Genomic DNA, 14,945 nt, shown 5'->3' with positions numbered 1-14,945 from the left:
CAATTGTGGATAAGGTTCTGAACTTCAAACAAGGCCGCGTGCCGCTGCTGATCAGCATGCCCCACGCCGGCCTGCGCCTGACCCCGGCGGTCGAAGCCGGGTTGATCCCCGACGCCCGCAGCCTGCCGGACACCGACTGGCACATTCCGCAGCTTTACGCGTTTGCTGCAGAGTTGGGCGCGAGTACGTTGGCAGCCGAGTATTCGCGATTCGTGATCGACCTGAACCGGCCATCCGACGACAAGCCTTTGTATGTCGGCGCGACCACCGGTCTGTACCCGGCGACGCTGTTCGACGGCATTCCATTGTTCCGTGAAGGGCTGGAGCCGTCGAAAGAGGAGCGCGCGACCTATCTGGAGCAGATCTGGACGCCGTATCACACGACCTTGCAAAACGAGCTGGCGCGACTGAAAGCCGAGTTCGGCTATGCGTTGCTGTTCGACGCGCACTCGATCCGCTCGATCATCCCGCACCTGTTCGACGGCAAACTACCGGACTTCAATCTTGGCACCTTCAATGGCGCCAGTTGCGATCCGCAGTTGGCCACTCAGCTGGAAGCCATCTGCGCGCGTCACGGCGACTACAGCCATGTGCTGAACGGTCGTTTCAAGGGCGGCCACATCACCCGGCATTATGGCAACCCGGCCGAAAACATCCATGCGGTGCAACTGGAGTTGGGGCAGTGCACCTACATGGAAGAGTTCGAGCCGTTCCGCTATCGCCCGGATCTGGCCGAGCCGACGCAAGTGGTGCTCAAGGAATTGCTGCAAGGCCTGCTGGCCTGGGGCGAAAACCACTACGGCTGACTGATCGATCATTCCCGCGCAGAGTGAGGGGATGATTAAGGGTGGGGGCGATTTTTGATGGTGGAAAATCGCCCTCTGTATTGAGCTGGAATTAAATAGAATGTTGGCCTCTGTTTAATAAATTGAAGTTTCCATTCATTATTCGGATATCTGTAGTGGGGCCTGGATTGTCGTGGTCCATTACCAGAAGATTGAAAGTGCCGTTGATCCGTGTTCGCTGTTGATCCCACTCGTAACTTGTCGAGCCTTCGATGCCCCGGTAGTTATCGGTCGTATCTATCAGATTGTCTTTGTCAGGGTTTCTGTCGACTATCTTGAATAGGTTTCCACTGTGTTTGATCACGTTGGGCGGGAGGCGTGCGGAGACCAGCGCTTCGTTTGTTCCCTTGAGCTCTGCTCCGATATATAAGTGAATTGCGATAACCTCTTTGATGCCTGCTAAGCCAGCTTTGGGGGGGAAGTCTTTAAAAATATCGTGGAAGGCCTGTAGCTCCCAGCATTTACTCCCTGAAGAATCAATGCTCTCTTTTATGTTTATCTTGTTTGCTTTGAATGCGAAGTTTCCAGCTGGGAGTTTTATGGTGGCAGTGAATTCTTCATTAAGTATTTGTGAGGTTGAGGGTGTGCTCATAATACATTTCCCGGATTGAAATATTATATTCGAGGAGGGTGAAATTACGGCTACCTTGTCGATTTAATATTTCTTCAGGTTTTTTGTCTGCTGGTACTTCTGACAGTTTTTTATATTGTTTGGTTATATTGTTTTGTTTTTTTTGCACCCTCTCGCTGAATGAATATCAACGCTTGGCCACTCAGCTGGAAGCAATCTGCGCGCCTCACGGCGACTACAGCCATGTGCTGAACGGTCGTTTCAAGGGCGGCCACATCACCCGGCATTACGGCAACCCGGCCGAAAACATCCATGCGGTGCAACGGGAGTTGGGGCAGAACTGGGCAGTACCGTCGCCACCGTGCAAATCTCGGTCGCCACAGTTCGCTTTTACCCTCTCGCTGCTGCGTAATGTGCTGAGCACGGTGCACGAAGACACCGGCCCTCACAATAATCTGCCGCACGAGACTCTCACGATGAAAAGACTGTTCACCCGCTGTCTCTCAATCCTCTGCGGCACGGCTCTTTTGAGCACCAGCGTCCTGGCCAGTGACGATGCTTCCTGCAAAGCCGTGCGCATGGGCGTGGTCAACTGGACCGACGTCATCGCCACCAGCGGCATGGCCGATGTGCTGCTCAATGGCCTGGGCTACGAAAGCAAGCAAACCAGCGCCGTGCAGCAAATCATCTTCGCCGGCATCCGCGACAAGCGGCTCGACATCTTCCTTGGTTACTGGAAACCGGCGATGGACAAAAACATCGCGCCGTTCGTGGCCGCCAATCAAGTGAAGGTCATGGACAAACCGAGCCTGGCCGATGCCCAGGCGACGCTCGCGGTGCCGGACTATGTGGCCGCCGCCGGACTGAAAACCTTCGCCGATATCGCAAAATTCAAGGACCAGCTCGGTGGCAAGATTTATGGCATCGAGCCGGGTAGCGGCGCCAACACCACAATCAAAACCATGATCGAGACCAATCACTTTGGCTTGAAGGATTTCAAACTGATCGAGTCCGGTGAGGCCGGCATGCTTGCCGCCGTGCAACGCGCGGTGAATCGCAAGGAATTCGTGGTGTTCGTCGGCTGGACGCCGCACCCGATGAACATCAACATGAAGATCGCCTACCTGACGGGCAGTGAAGACGTGTATGGGCCGAACGAAGGCGCGGCCACCGTTTCCACCGTCACCGCGCCGGATTACGCCCAGCGTTGCCCGAACGTCAATCGTCTGCTGGAAAACCTGACGTTTACCGCGTCCCAGGAAAGCCAGTTGATGGTGCCGATCATGGAACGCAAGACGCCGCAGGACGTGGCCAGGCAATGGTTGCGCGATCACCCGGAAGATTTGCAGCGCTGGCTGGCGGGCGTGTCCAGTTTTGATGGCAAGGACGGCCTCGCAACCGTACAGGCCAGTTTGAAAAACTGACCCATCGGTAATGACGAGTGCCCCCTCGCCACAAAGGCCCTGTTCACGAAATTCTGACGGACTGACACTGGCTCATGACTCCCTACCTGCTTTCCGAACAGATGACGGCCTTCGTCGAGAAAACCGTCAGCTTCAACAGCACCGACACCAGCCTCGCCGGTTTGCGCCTGGCCTACAGCGAGATGTGCCAGGCGTTTACCCCGCCGCGTCCTGAAGGGCTCTATGTCGTCGATTTCGATTTGGCCGGTGTGGCCGTCAGGTCGTATCAGCCACACGCCTCGCCATCGTCCGATACGTGCCCGTGCATCGTGTATCTGCACGGTGGCGGATGGGTGGTCGGCGATCTGGATTCCCACGACTTCATCTGCGCCGAGCTCGCCTCGACACTCGGCGTGTTGGTGATTGCCGTTGATTACCGTCTGGCGCCCGAACATCCATATCCGGCGGGATTCGATGACTGTCTCAAGGTCTGGCGCGCGTTGCGTGCCGGGCCGTTCCGACTTGATCCAGCGCGGACGCTGGTGATGGGGGACAGTGCTGGCGGCAATCTGGCCGCGGCGTTGTGCCTGGCGTTACGCGATGCCCACGAACCACTGCCCGCTGCGCAGGTCCTGATCTATCCGGGCCTGGGCGGCGATCAGCAGTCGCCATCGCGCAGCGAATGCATCGACGCGCCGTTACTCAGCAGCAGCGATGTCGATTGCTATCACGCCTTGTACTTGCGCGGCAGCCGACAGCCGGGCGCTTATGCCATGCCATTGCTCGCCGGGCATTTCGGTGGACTGCCGCCGGCCTTGATTGCCGTCGCGCAATTCGATCCTCTGCGCGATGACGGTGTGGTCTACGCCGAACAACTGGAAGCCGCTGGCGTGGACACTACGTTGTACTATGGCGAAGGGCTGGTTCACGGCTGTTTGCGCGCGCGCGGCCAGGTCGCCGAGGTGGACGAACTCTATGAAACGCTGCTCGGGTTTTTGGCTGACAGACTCTGACGCAGCAAGGGGCATGCTCATTGACGTAATTCGGGTTTATGATGCCGGACGGCAGAATAATAGAAGTCCCCACAGGGATGACCTCGACCCCTTACGGAGCGCGCAATGCAGACTTTGTACCCACAGATCAAACCCCACGCCCGGCACGATCTGGCCGTCGATGACACCCATACGCTCTACGTCGACGAAAGCGGTTCACCGGAAGGTTTGCCGGTGGTGTTCATCCACGGCGGCCCCGGCGCCGGGTGTGATGCCCAGAGCCGTCGGTATTTCGATCCAAACCTGTATCGCATTGTCACCTTTGACCAGCGTGGTTGCGGTCGCTCCACCCCCCACGCCAGCCTCGAAAACAACACCACCTGGGATCTGGTCGCCGACCTTGAGCGAATTCGCAAGCATCTGGGCATCGACAAATGGGTGCTGTTTGGCGGCTCCTGGGGTTCAACCCTGGCGCTGGCCTACGCGCAAACCCACCCGGAGCGTGTCCACGGCCTGATCCTGCGCGGGATCTTTCTCTGCCGTCCGCAGGAAATCGAGTGGTTCTACCAGGCAGGCGCCAGCCGTCTGTTCCCCGATTACTGGCAGGACTACATTGCGCCGATCCCGCTGGACGAGCGCGACGACTTGCTCAGCGCTTTCCACAAGCGCCTGATCGGCAACGACCAGATTGCCCAGATGCATGCGGCCAAGGCCTGGTCCACGTGGGAAGGCCGGACCGCAACGTTGCGTCCGAATCCGCTGGTGGTCGATCGCTTCTCGGAACCTCAGCGCGCGTTGTCGATTGCACGCATCGAATGTCACTACTTCACCAACAACGCCTTCCTTGAGCCCAACCAGCTCATCCGTGACATGGGCAAGATTGCCCATTTGCCCGGTGTAATTATCCACGGTCGCTACGATGTGATTTGCCCGCTGGATAACGCCTGGGAATTGCACCAGAACTGGCCGAACAGTGAGCTGCAGATCATCCGTGACGCCGGCCATGCAGCGGCCGAACCGGGCATCACCGATGCGTTGGTACGGGCCGCCGGCCAGATGGCGCGCCGCTTGCTCGATCTGCCGCCCGAAGAAGCATGAAGGGGTTGTTGCAACGCGTACGGGGTGCGCGAGTCGAGGTCGCGGGGGAAGTGGTGGGGGCGATCGACCAAGGGTTGCTAGTACTGGTCGCCGTCGAGCCCGAGGATACTCGGGCCAGCGCCGACAAACTTCTCAATAAGCTGCTTAACTATCGGGTATTCAGCGACGCTGAGGGCAAGATGAATCTGTCCCTGGCGGATGTCGGTGGCGGGTTGCTGCTGGTCTCACAGTTCACCCTGGCTGCTGACACTAAAAGCGGGCTGCGTCCGAGTTTTTCGACCGCGGCCCCTCCTGCGTTGGGTGAGGAGCTTTTCGACTATCTATTAGGCAAAGCGAAACAGGTGCATGGCACTGTGGCATCAGGTAGATTCGGCGCGGATATGCAGGTGCACCTGGTCAACGATGGCCCGGTAACCTTCCTGTTACAGACCTGAAAGCGCTTGAAACAACTTTTTAAGAGCTTTTCGACTGTAAACAGGCGTTTTTCGCGAGAAATACTTTGTTGCGCCTGATGCGTTGTAACGCGGCCTACTAGATAATCGCGCGCTACGGGGATCGGCGTTCGTTGGTCCATTTTGACTTAGGTAGAGACTTGTCCTGAACCGTTTGGGGAATCATTTAGCCCCATCGGAGTCGGAACAATGCTCGCCAACTTGGCAAGAGTGGTTTGCAAGGTCGGTTTTTTCATGCCGTTGACCGTGCGAACCCTTCAACTGGCCGTTGGTTTTTTGATCTGTTTTCGGCGAGGGTTGCTCGTGATTGTTAGTCCCTGTAATGCACCAAAATTGACTGCCAAACGGTTCCGAAGCGCTCTGGTAGCGGGCTCTGCACTGCTCTGCCTATTCAGCGCCGGCCAGCTTTGGGCATTCAGTCTGGAGGATGTGTCGGTCAAGGCAAAAGAGCTGGCCGCGCAAAAATACGAAGCTCCGCGCAGTAACCTGCCAACCGAGTTCCGCGAGATGAAATTCGCGGACTATCAGAAAATTCGTTTCCTGACCGAGAAGGCCGAGTGGGCGGATCAGAAAACCCCGTTCAAGCTGTCGTTCTATCACCAGGGTATGCATTTCGATACACCGGTGAAAATCAACGAAATCACGGCTAATTCCGTCGAAGAAATCAAATATGACCCGAGTCGTTTCGATTTCGGCGACGTGAAGTTCGATCCTAAGGCCACCGAACAACTGGGTTATGCCGGTTTCCGGGTGCTGTACCCGATCAACAAGGCTGACAAGCAAGACGAAATCATGACCATGCTCGGCGCCAGCTACTTCCGCGTCGTCGGCAAGGGCCACGTTTATGGTTTGTCTGCCCGGGGTATGGCGATTGATACCGCATTGCCATCCGGCGAAGAATTCCCGCGTTTCACCGAGTTCTGGATTCAACAGCCGAAGCCGGGTGACAAGCACCTGGTGATTTTCGCGTTGCTGGATTCGCCGCGTGCGACAGGTGCCTATCGCCTGACCCTGCGTCCGGGCAGCGACACCATTGTCGACGTCAAGGCGCAGATGTTCCTGCGCGACAAGGTCGGCAAGCTGGGTATTGCTCCATTGACCAGCATGTACCTGTTCGGCGCCAACCAGCCTTCGAAAGTGCTGAACTACCGTCGTGAGCTGCACGATTCCAGCGGCCTGGCGATCCATGCCGGCAACGGCGAATGGATCTGGCGTCCGTTGAACAACCCGAAACACCTGTCGGTGAGCAACTTCTCGGTCGAGAACCCGCGTGGTTTCGGTCTGCTGCAACGTGGCCGCGATTTCAGCCACTATGAAGACCTCGACGATCGCTACGACAAGCGCCCAAGCGCCTGGATCGAGCCGAAGGGTGACTGGGGCAAGGGTACCGTGGATCTGGTCGAGATTCCGACCGCCGATGAAACCAACGATAATATCGTGGCTTTCTGGAACCCGGAAAAACTGCCAGAGCCTGGCCAGCCGCTCGATGTTGCCTATCGCATGCACTGGACCATGGACGAAGCTTCCATCCACGCGCCTGACAGTGCCTGGGTCAAACAGACCCTGCGCTCCACCGGTGACGTTAAACAGTCCAACCTGATCCGTCAGCCGGACGGTAGCGTTGCTTATCTGGTGGACTTCGAAGGCCCGTCCCTGGCGGCATTGCCACCGGATGCGGACGTTCGCAGCCAGGTCAGCGTGGGCGACAACGCTGAACTGGTCGAGAACAGCGTGCGTTACAACCCTGAAACCAAGGGCTGGCGCCTGACGCTGCGCATGAAGATCAAGGATGCGAGCAAAGCCACCGAAATGCGCGCGGCCCTGGTTCAGAACATCGTGCCGGCAGACCTGGCCAAGACGTCGGTTCCAGCCTCGAATTCGTCTGTCGCCAAAGCCGACAAGGTTGCCGCCAAGCAACAGGAAAAAGCCGACAAGGAAGCCAAGCAAGCAGAGGCCAAGCAGGCCGATGCCAAGCCGGTTGCAGATGCCAAGGACAAGGCTAATAAAGACGCCAAGCAGCCAGTCGCTGCCGACGCGGCCCCAGCCACACCGGAATCGGCATCGACTGAAGAAGTCCTGACCGAGACCTGGAGCTATCAGTTGTCTGCCGATGAGTAATTCTCAAATACAGCCAGAGACGCTTGCCGAGTATCTGGCGCATCTACCGATGACCGACGAGCAGCGCGCGGAACTCGCGGGCTGCCAGTCCTTCAGCGAATTGCACCAGCGTCTGTCGTCGCAGACGTTCGACGCTCCGACCGAGGCTGCCCAAGCCTCGGTGGGCCGTCGTTTGACCTTGAACACGGCTGAAGAACTGGAAGAAGCGGAAATGCTGGTGGTCGACGCCAGCGGTCGGGTTTGCCTCAAAGCGACCCCGCCGATCCGTCGGACCAAAGTCGTGCCGGAGCCGTGGCGCACCAACATTCTGGTACGTGGCTGGCGCCGCCTGACCGGTCGCACCAATCCGCCGGCTCCGCCGAAAGATGAACGTGTGCTGCCGGCCGCTCGCTGGCGCACTGTGGGTTCGATCCGTCGCTACATTCTGCTGGTATTGATGCTCGGCCAGACCATCGTCGCCGGCTGGTACATGAAAGGCATCATGCCGTACCAGGGCTGGTCGTTCGTCGACCTCAACGAAGTGCTGCATCAACCGCTGCTGCAAACCGCCACACAAGTGCTGCCATACGCATTACAAACCAGCATCCTGATCCTGTTCGGGATTCTGTTCTGCTGGGTGTCGGCCGGTTTCTGGACCGCGCTGATGGGCTTCCTCGAGTTGCTCACCGGGCACGATAAATACCGCATCTCCGGTAAAAGTGCCGGTAATGAGCCGATTCCAAAGGACGCGCGCACCGCATTGGTGATGCCGATCTGCAACGAAGACGTGCCGCGTGTATTTGCCGGTCTGCGTGCGACGTTTGAATCGGTAGCGGCCACGGGTGACCTGGATCGCTTCGACTTCTTCGTCCTCAGCGACAGTAACGACGCCGACATCTGCGTTGCCGAGCAGCAAGCCTGGCTGGACGTCTGCCGCGAAGCCGGTGGCTTCGGCAAGATCTTCTATCGCCGCCGTCGCCGTCGCGTGAAACGTAAAAGCGGCAACCTCGACGACTTCTGCCGTCGTTGGGGCGGTGACTACAAGTACATGGTCGTGCTCGACGCGGACTCCGTGATGAGCGGTGAATGCCTGACCAGCCTGGTGCGCTTGATGGAAGCCACACCGGACGCCGGGATCATCCAGACCGCGCCGCGTGCGTCGGGCATGGACACCTTGTATGCACGGATGCAGCAGTTTGCGACTCGCGTGTACGGTCCGTTGTTTACCGCCGGTCTGCACTTCTGGCAGTTGGGTGAATCCCACTACTGGGGCCACAACGCGATTATCCGCATGAAGCCGTTCATCGAGCACTGCGCCCTGGCGCCATTGCCGGGTAAAGGCGCATTCGCCGGTGCGATCCTGTCCCACGACTTCGTTGAAGCCGCGCTGATGCGCCGTGCCGGCTGGGGCGTGTGGATTGCCTACGATTTGCCGGGCAGCTACGAAGAACTGCCGCCGAACCTGCTGGACGAACTCAAGCGTGACCGTCGCTGGTGCCACGGTAACCTGATGAACTTCCGCCTGTTCCTGGTCAAGGGCATGCACCCGGTTCACCGGGCGGTGTTCCTGACCGGCGTGATGTCTTACCTGTCGGCGCCGTTGTGGTTCTTCTTCCTCGTGCTGTCGACGGCGCTGCTGGCGGTCAACACGCTGATGGAACCGCAATACTTCATGGAGCCGCGACAGCTGTATCCGCTGTGGCCGCAATGGCACCCGGACAAGGCTGTGGCGCTGTTCTCCACGACCATCGTGCTGCTGTTCCTGCCGAAGCTGTTGAGCATCCTCCTGATCTGGGCCAAAGGTGCGAAAGAGTTCGGTGGCAAGTTCAAGGTGACGATGTCGATGCTGCTGGAGGTATTGTTCTCCATGCTGCTGGCGCCGGTGCGGATGATTTTCCACACCCGTTTCGTACTGGCCGCGTTCCTCGGCTGGGCCGCGACCTGGAACTCGCCACAACGTGACGACGATTCCACGCCATGGAGCGAAGCGGTCAAGCGCCACGGTCCGCAGACCTTGCTGGGCTTCTTCTGGGCCTTGCTGGTGATCTGGCTGAACCCGAGCTTCCTGTGGTGGCTGGTGCCGATTGTCGGTTCGTTGATGCTGTCGATTCCGGTGTCGGTGATTTCCAGCCGTGTCGGTCTGGGCTTGAAGTCCCGTGACGAAAGCCTGTTCCTGATCCCTGAGGAATACAATCCGCCGCAGGCGCTGCTGGCCACCGACCAGTACACCCACGAAAACCGTTATCACGCACTGAACGACGGCTTCATCCGGGCGGTGGTCGATCCGCAGCAGAACGCCCTGGCGTGCTCGCTGGCGACTTCTCGTCACGGTCAGGCCGAGCCAATCGAGTGGCTGCGTGTCGAACGGGTTCGTCACGCCTTGAAGGTCGGGCCTGATGGCCTGAACAACAATGAGCGTGTGCAATTGCTGAGTGACCCGGTGGCATTGGGTCGTCTGCATGAGCAGGTCTGGAGTGAAGGTCACCCCGAATGGCTGCAAGCCTGGCGTCAATCGGTGAAAGCCGATCCCCACGCGCCGTTGCTGCCGCTCAAACCGCTGAGCGCACAGCCTCAGTTGGCGTAATAGAAAACCCCGCTCATCCAGCGGGGTTTTTTTTTGCCTGATCGGCGTCAGCCAACAAATCCTGTTTCAGCCCTTGTGCAAACGGGCGAGTAGTTTAGGATCCGTCCCCGAATTGGTGCGCCCGGATAATTTTTGTCCGTATGGGGGCGTTTCCTGAGGGAAGCCGCCGTTTTTGCGCGCCTCACACCGCAATGGTTTTGGGGACATGATGATGAAGAAGTATCTCTCGATGCTGCTGGTCGGCGTCACGGCATTGGTTGCAGTCAGCGCGGCGCAGGCCGGTGCCATCGATGACGCGGTCAAGCGCGGCACGCTGAAAGTCGGCATGGACCCGACCTACATGCCGTTCGAGATGACCAACAAGCGCGGCGAGATCATCGGTTTCGAAGTCGACATCCTCAAAGCCATGTCCAAAGCCATGGGCGTCAAGCTGGAGCTGGTGTCCACCGGCTACGACGGCATCATCCCGGCCCTGATGACCGACAAGTTCGACATGATCGGCAGCGGGATGACCCTGACCCAGGAACGCAACCTGCGCCTGAACTTTAGCGAACCGTTTATCGTCGTCGGTCAGACCCTGCTGATCCGCAAAGAGCTGGAAGGCACCATCAAGTCCTATAAGGACTTGAACACCGCCGACTACCGCATCACCTCCAAGCTCGGCACCACCGGCGAGATGGTCGCCAAGAAGCTGATCTCCAAAGCCGAGTACCACGGCTATGACAATGAACAGGAAGCGGTGCTGGACGTGGTCAATGGCAAGGCTGATGCCTTCATCTACGACGCGCCGTACAACGTGGTGGCGGTGAACAAGGTTGGTGCCGGCAAACTGGTGTTCCTCGACAAGCCGTTCACGTACGAGCCGCTGGCCTTCGGCCTGAAGAAGGGTGACTACGACAGCATCAACTTCATCAACAACTTCCTGCACCAGATCCACGAAGACGGCACCTACGATCGCATCCATGACAAGTGGTTCAAAGACACCGCTTGGCTCAAGGACATGGAGTAACGCTGACAAGCGGCGTTCGGTCAGTTAGACCGCGCCGCCCCAATCGCGGGCAAGCCCGCTCCCACAGTGATCTGGGTGAACACAAATTTTGTGTCCGGCGCAGAACCTTGTGGGAGCAGGCTTGCCCGCGATGACGGCCTTCCCGGCGACACAGAATTCGGAAGCTTCAAAGCAAATGAAACAAAAAAAAATCCAATGGCCCTGGCACGTTTTAACCGTGCTGGTGCTGATCGGCCTGGCCGGCGCGTTGTATTACGCCACCTCGCTGATGTCCTACGAATGGCGCTGGAACCGAGTGCCGCAATACTTCGCCTACCACGCCGAAGAATCCCAGCGCGCCGCCGACATCTCCACCGTCAGCGAACTGGTGCGCACGGGCGATAAAGCCGAAGTCACCCTGCGCAACGACGCGGGTGATGAGCAGCGCGTGACCGTCGACGACAACAGCCTGCAAGTCGCCCAAGGCGATGATGTGGCCGAAGGCGATGTGATCGGCGTGACACGCCATTGGGCCGCCGGTCCACTGCTTTGGGGGCTGTGGACCACGTTGTGGTTGTCCGTGGTGTCTGGCGTACTCGGTCTGTTGATCGGTCTCGTCACCGGTTTGTGCCGGCTGTCGAGCAACCCGACCCTGCGCGACCTCTCGACCATTTACGTCGAACTGGTCCGTGGCACACCGCTGCTGGTACAGATCTTCATTTTCTATTTCTTCATCGGCACCGTGATGAACCTGTCCCGGGAATTCGCCGGGATCGCGGCGTTGTCGCTGTTCACGGGCGCCTACGTCGCGGAAATCATCCGTTCCGGCGTGCAGTCCATCGCCCGCGGCCAGAACGAAGCCGCGCGTTCGTTGGGGCTGAGCGCTGGCCAGTCGATGCGCCACGTGGTGATGCCTCAAGCCTTGAAGCGGGTATTGCCGCCCCTGGCCGGGCAATTCATCAGCCTGGTCAAGGACACGTCGCTGGTTTCGGTCATCGCAATTACCGAACTGTTGAAAAGCGGTCGTGAAGTCATCACCACCTCGTTCTCGCCATTCGAAATCCTGTTCTGCGTGGCCGGGTTGTACCTGTTGATCAACCTGCCGCTGTCGAAAATTGCCAGCCGGCTTGAGCGGAGGCTCGCGCAAAGTGATTGAAGTTCGCGATCTGGTAAAAGTCTTCGATACCCGCGGCCAGGTGGTTCGCGCGGTGGATAACGTCACCACGCACGTGGCCAAGGGTGAAGTGCTGGTGGTGATCGGCCCGTCCGGCTCCGGCAAATCGACCTTCCTGCGCTGCCTTAATGGCCTGGAAGCATTCGACTCGGGTTCGGTGAGCATTGACGGTCTGCAACTGGCCGACCCGAAAACCGACGTCAACGCCTACCGGCGCGAGGTCGGCATGGTGTTTCAGCACTTCAACCTGTTCCCGCATATGACCGTGCTGGAAAACCTCTGCCTGGCGCAGAAAGTCGTGCGCAAACGCGGCAAGAAAGAGCGCGAGGCCAAGGCCCTGGCGTTGCTGGAAAAGGTCGGCATTGCACAGAAAGCCCACGAGTTTCCGTCGCGTCTGTCCGGCGGCCAGCAACAGCGCGTGGCGATTGCCCGGGCGTTGGCCATGGAGCCGAAGGTCATGTTGTTCGATGAGCCGACCTCGGCGCTGGACCCGGAAATGGTCGGCGAAGTGCTGGACGTGATGAAAACCCTGGCCGTGGAAGGCATGACCATGGTTTGCGTCACCCATGAAATGGGCTTTGCGCGGGAAGTGGCGGATCGGGTGTTGTTCTTCGATCACGGCAAATTGCTGGAAGATGCGTCACCGGCGGAGTTCTTTGATGCGCCGAAGGATGCGCGGGCGCAGGCGTTTTTGCGTCAGGTTCTCTAGTCGACCGTTCCCACGCTCTGCGTGGGAACGATCAGTCCGCATCACCTCAAACCTTGAACCTGCCCACCAGCATCTGCAGATGCGTTCCCAGCCGCGCCAGCTCAATACTGGATGCCGCCGTCTCTTCACTGGCTGCCGAGGTCTGCTCGGACACGTCACGCACGTTCAGCACGCTACGGTTGATCTCCTCGGCCACTGCCGTTTGCTGCTCGGCAGCGGCGGCGATCTGCTGGTTCATCGACTGAATCGCCGACACGGTGCGGGTGATGCTTTCCAGTGAGCCCCCGGCGCGGCGGGTCAGTTCGACGCTGCTGTCGGTCAGGACGCGGCTGTTGTCCATGATCGTGGCGACTTGCTGGGTGCCGTTTTGCAAGCCGACGATCAGCTCTTCGATTTCTTCGGTGGACTTCTGGGTGCGTTGCGCCAGGCTGCGAACTTCATCGGCCACCACCGCAAAACCGCGTCCGGCTTCACCGGCACGGGCGGCTTCGATGGCGGCGTTGAGGGCCAGCAGATTGGTTTGCTGGGCCACGGATTTGATGACATCGAGCACGCTGCCGATCTTGTCGCTTTCGCGTTTGAGATCGCCCATCGCGGCGGTGGAATTGCCAACTTCGAGGGCCAGGCGTTCGATCTGGGCGATGGCTTCGCCGACCACTTTGTCACCTTCGCGGGCTTGCTGATCGGCGGCGACGGCGGCTTCGGAGGCTTCTTCGGCATTGCGTGCGACTTCTTGCACGGTCGCGGTCATTTCGTTCATTGCGGTCGCTACCTGATCGGTCTCGACTTTCTGGCTGTTGACCCCGGCACTGGTCTGCTCGGTGACCGCCGACAACTCTTCGGCGGCGCTGGCGATTTGTGTAACGCCGTCGCTGATGCCGCCGATCAGTTCCCGCAGGCCCAGGGTCATGCTCTGCATGGCACGCTGAAGCTGGCCGAGTTCGTCGCGACGCTTGGAGGTCAGGTTGTGAGTCAGGTCGCCGGCGGCCACACGTTCAGCCACTTTCAGGGTCTGGTTCAGCGGGATGACGATCTGGCGAGTGATCGCCCAGGCTGCGACTATGCCGAAGGCCAGGGCCAGGGCGGTGGCCATCAGCAGCATGTTCTTGGCGTGAGCCGCATCGGTGTCGCGGACGATGGTTTGCGACACGGTGAGTTTTTTGCTGACGTCGAGCAGGATATCGCCTTGCTCGGCCATGCGCACGAGTGCGGCAGCACTGGCGACCTGGGAGTCACGGTACTGGCTGACGGCGGCACGGTAGGCCTTGAGCGAATCGGTCGCCTGTTGCAGGTTGGCGGTGTGTTCTTCCGGCAGTTTGGACGGCAGGCTTTCGAGGTTTTTCAGGGCGTTGTCGATGGCGTCCAGCGCCGGTTGTTCGGCTTCGGGCTTGGCGCTGTAGGTGTAGCCGCGAACCTGGAAGCGCGCTTGCTGAATCAATTTGCTCAAATCGATCACGCTATTGAACTGGGCGACGTTGTCGCCTTGCAGCAGGGATTTCTCGACTTCGGCGACGCGGGCGACGGCGTTGTCGGCCGTGGCCCCGAGTTTGCTGCGCGCGTCTTCGCGGTTGGCACCGGCCTGGATCATCGCGCTGAACGCTTGTTTGTACTGGCTGACGGCGGCCAATTGCTGGTCAACCATTGCCGCGTCGGCCGGTTGCTCAATCAGTTTGCGAGCGGTTTGCAGGCCCGCATCGAGTTGCGCCAGCTTGTCGTTGACCGCCCCCGGGCCTTGTTCGCCCCGGCGCATTTCATAATCCAGACGGGCCAGGCGCAGGTCTTTGGTCAGGTCATTGAGGCTGGCGATGAACCCGAGCTTGTCGCCACGGCTCGTCACGTCGCTCAGGCCAGTCCAGCCGGTGAAGGTGATCAACAGGGTAAGCAACAGCACCAGACCGAAACCGATTCCCAGTTTGCGATTGACGCTGATGTTCCCCAGATTCTCGGCTAGCCATTGGTACATGCTACAACTCCCTGGACCACTGATTGGTTTTGTGGGAACTGTATCGGCAGGCAAAGCCGGTTCTGTAGG

12 protein-coding genes and 2 pseudogenes are annotated in these 14,945 nt (G+C 59.2%); 11 read left to right on the top strand and 3 right to left on the bottom strand.

The window, feature by feature from the left end; genetic code table 11:
• The first annotated feature begins 5 nt into the window (after positions 1 to 5).
• Positions 6 to 806 (top strand): N-formylglutamate deformylase, encoded by an 801-nt coding sequence (hutG, locus tag H8F22_RS26625; RefSeq protein WP_059181781.1) that lies wholly within the window; start codon positions 6 to 8, stop codon positions 804 to 806.
• A gap of 91 nt (positions 807 to 897) precedes the next feature.
• On the opposite strand, the gene H8F22_RS26620 is transcribed toward hutG, so the two are convergent.
• The gene (locus tag H8F22_RS26620) at positions 898 to 1,437 is read right to left on the bottom strand and encodes a hypothetical protein (protein ID WP_194940882.1); all 540 of its coding nucleotides are present in this window, start codon (positions 1,435 to 1,437) and stop codon (positions 898 to 900) included.
• A 38-nt stretch (positions 1,438 to 1,475) separates the two neighbouring features.
• On the opposite strand from H8F22_RS26620, the pseudogene H8F22_RS32985 reads away from it, so the two are divergent.
• From H8F22_RS32985 to H8F22_RS26575, 10 genes and pseudogenes are all read left to right on the top strand, one after another.
• Positions 1,476 to 1,742 (top strand): annotated as a pseudogene (locus H8F22_RS32985) (N-formylglutamate amidohydrolase); the annotation flags it as partial.
• A gap of 150 nt (positions 1,743 to 1,892) precedes the next feature.
• A complete protein-coding gene (locus H8F22_RS26615; protein WP_027922132.1) occupies positions 1,893 to 2,840 on the top strand; it encodes a choline ABC transporter substrate-binding protein in 948 nt (315 codons plus the stop codon).
• Between the two features lie 74 nt (positions 2,841 to 2,914).
• A complete protein-coding gene (locus H8F22_RS26610) occupies positions 2,915 to 3,832 on the top strand; it encodes an alpha/beta hydrolase (protein ID WP_027922131.1) in 918 nt (305 codons plus the stop codon).
• 105 nt (positions 3,833 to 3,937) lie between these two features.
• Positions 3,938 to 4,909: a prolyl aminopeptidase gene (gene pip / locus H8F22_RS26605; RefSeq protein ID WP_027922130.1), complete on the top strand. Its 972-nt coding sequence runs from the start codon at positions 3,938 to 3,940 to the stop codon at positions 4,907 to 4,909.
• Positions 4,906 to 5,343 (top strand): D-aminoacyl-tRNA deacylase, encoded by a 438-nt coding sequence (gene dtd / locus H8F22_RS26600; RefSeq protein ID WP_059181779.1) that lies wholly within the window; start codon positions 4,906 to 4,908, stop codon positions 5,341 to 5,343. Before pip ends, dtd begins: the two co-directional genes overlap by 4 nt.
• A 321-nt stretch (positions 5,344 to 5,664) precedes the next feature.
• Positions 5,665 to 7,479, top strand: a complete 1,815-nt coding sequence (locus tag H8F22_RS26595) for a glucan biosynthesis protein G (RefSeq protein ID WP_027922128.1) — start codon at positions 5,665 to 5,667, stop codon at positions 7,477 to 7,479.
• Positions 7,472 to 10,042 carry a glucans biosynthesis glucosyltransferase MdoH gene (mdoH, locus tag H8F22_RS26590; RefSeq protein WP_027922127.1) on the top strand — a complete coding sequence of 857 codons (2,571 nt, stop codon included), beginning with the start codon at positions 7,472 to 7,474 and terminating at the stop codon, positions 10,040 to 10,042. The genes H8F22_RS26595 and mdoH overlap by 8 nt, the downstream gene beginning before the upstream one ends.
• A gap of 211 nt (positions 10,043 to 10,253) precedes the next feature.
• A complete protein-coding gene (locus tag H8F22_RS26585; RefSeq protein WP_194940880.1) occupies positions 10,254 to 11,051 on the top strand; it encodes a transporter substrate-binding domain-containing protein in 798 nt (265 codons plus the stop codon).
• 175 nt (positions 11,052 to 11,226) lie between these two features.
• The gene (locus tag H8F22_RS26580; RefSeq protein ID WP_027922125.1) at positions 11,227 to 12,186 is read left to right on the top strand and encodes an amino acid ABC transporter permease; all 960 of its coding nucleotides are present in this window, start codon (positions 11,227 to 11,229) and stop codon (positions 12,184 to 12,186) included.
• Complete coding sequence (locus tag H8F22_RS26575; protein WP_027922124.1) at positions 12,179 to 12,913, top strand: amino acid ABC transporter ATP-binding protein; 735 nt, start codon at positions 12,179 to 12,181, stop codon at positions 12,911 to 12,913. The genes H8F22_RS26580 and H8F22_RS26575 overlap by 8 nt, the downstream gene beginning before the upstream one ends.
• A 46-nt stretch (positions 12,914 to 12,959) precedes the next feature.
• Here the strand turns inward: H8F22_RS26575 and H8F22_RS33185 are convergent, their stop codons facing one another.
• Complete coding sequence (locus tag H8F22_RS33185) at positions 12,960 to 13,673, bottom strand: methyl-accepting chemotaxis protein (RefSeq protein WP_371258938.1); 714 nt, start codon at positions 13,671 to 13,673, stop codon at positions 12,960 to 12,962.
• A 144-nt stretch (positions 13,674 to 13,817) separates the two neighbouring features.
• Positions 13,818 to 14,876 (bottom strand): annotated as a pseudogene (locus H8F22_RS33180) (methyl-accepting chemotaxis protein); the annotation flags it as partial.
• Positions 14,877 to 14,945: the final 69 nt, after the last annotated feature.

It is taken from the genome of Pseudomonas mucoides, assembly GCF_015461845.1.
In the GTDB taxonomy this organism is placed as follows: Bacteria; Pseudomonadota; Gammaproteobacteria; order Pseudomonadales; family Pseudomonadaceae; genus Aquipseudomonas; species Aquipseudomonas mucoides.
The sequence above is the reverse complement of the archived record's forward strand: the minus strand, read 5'-3'. Positions and strand labels throughout refer to the sequence as shown.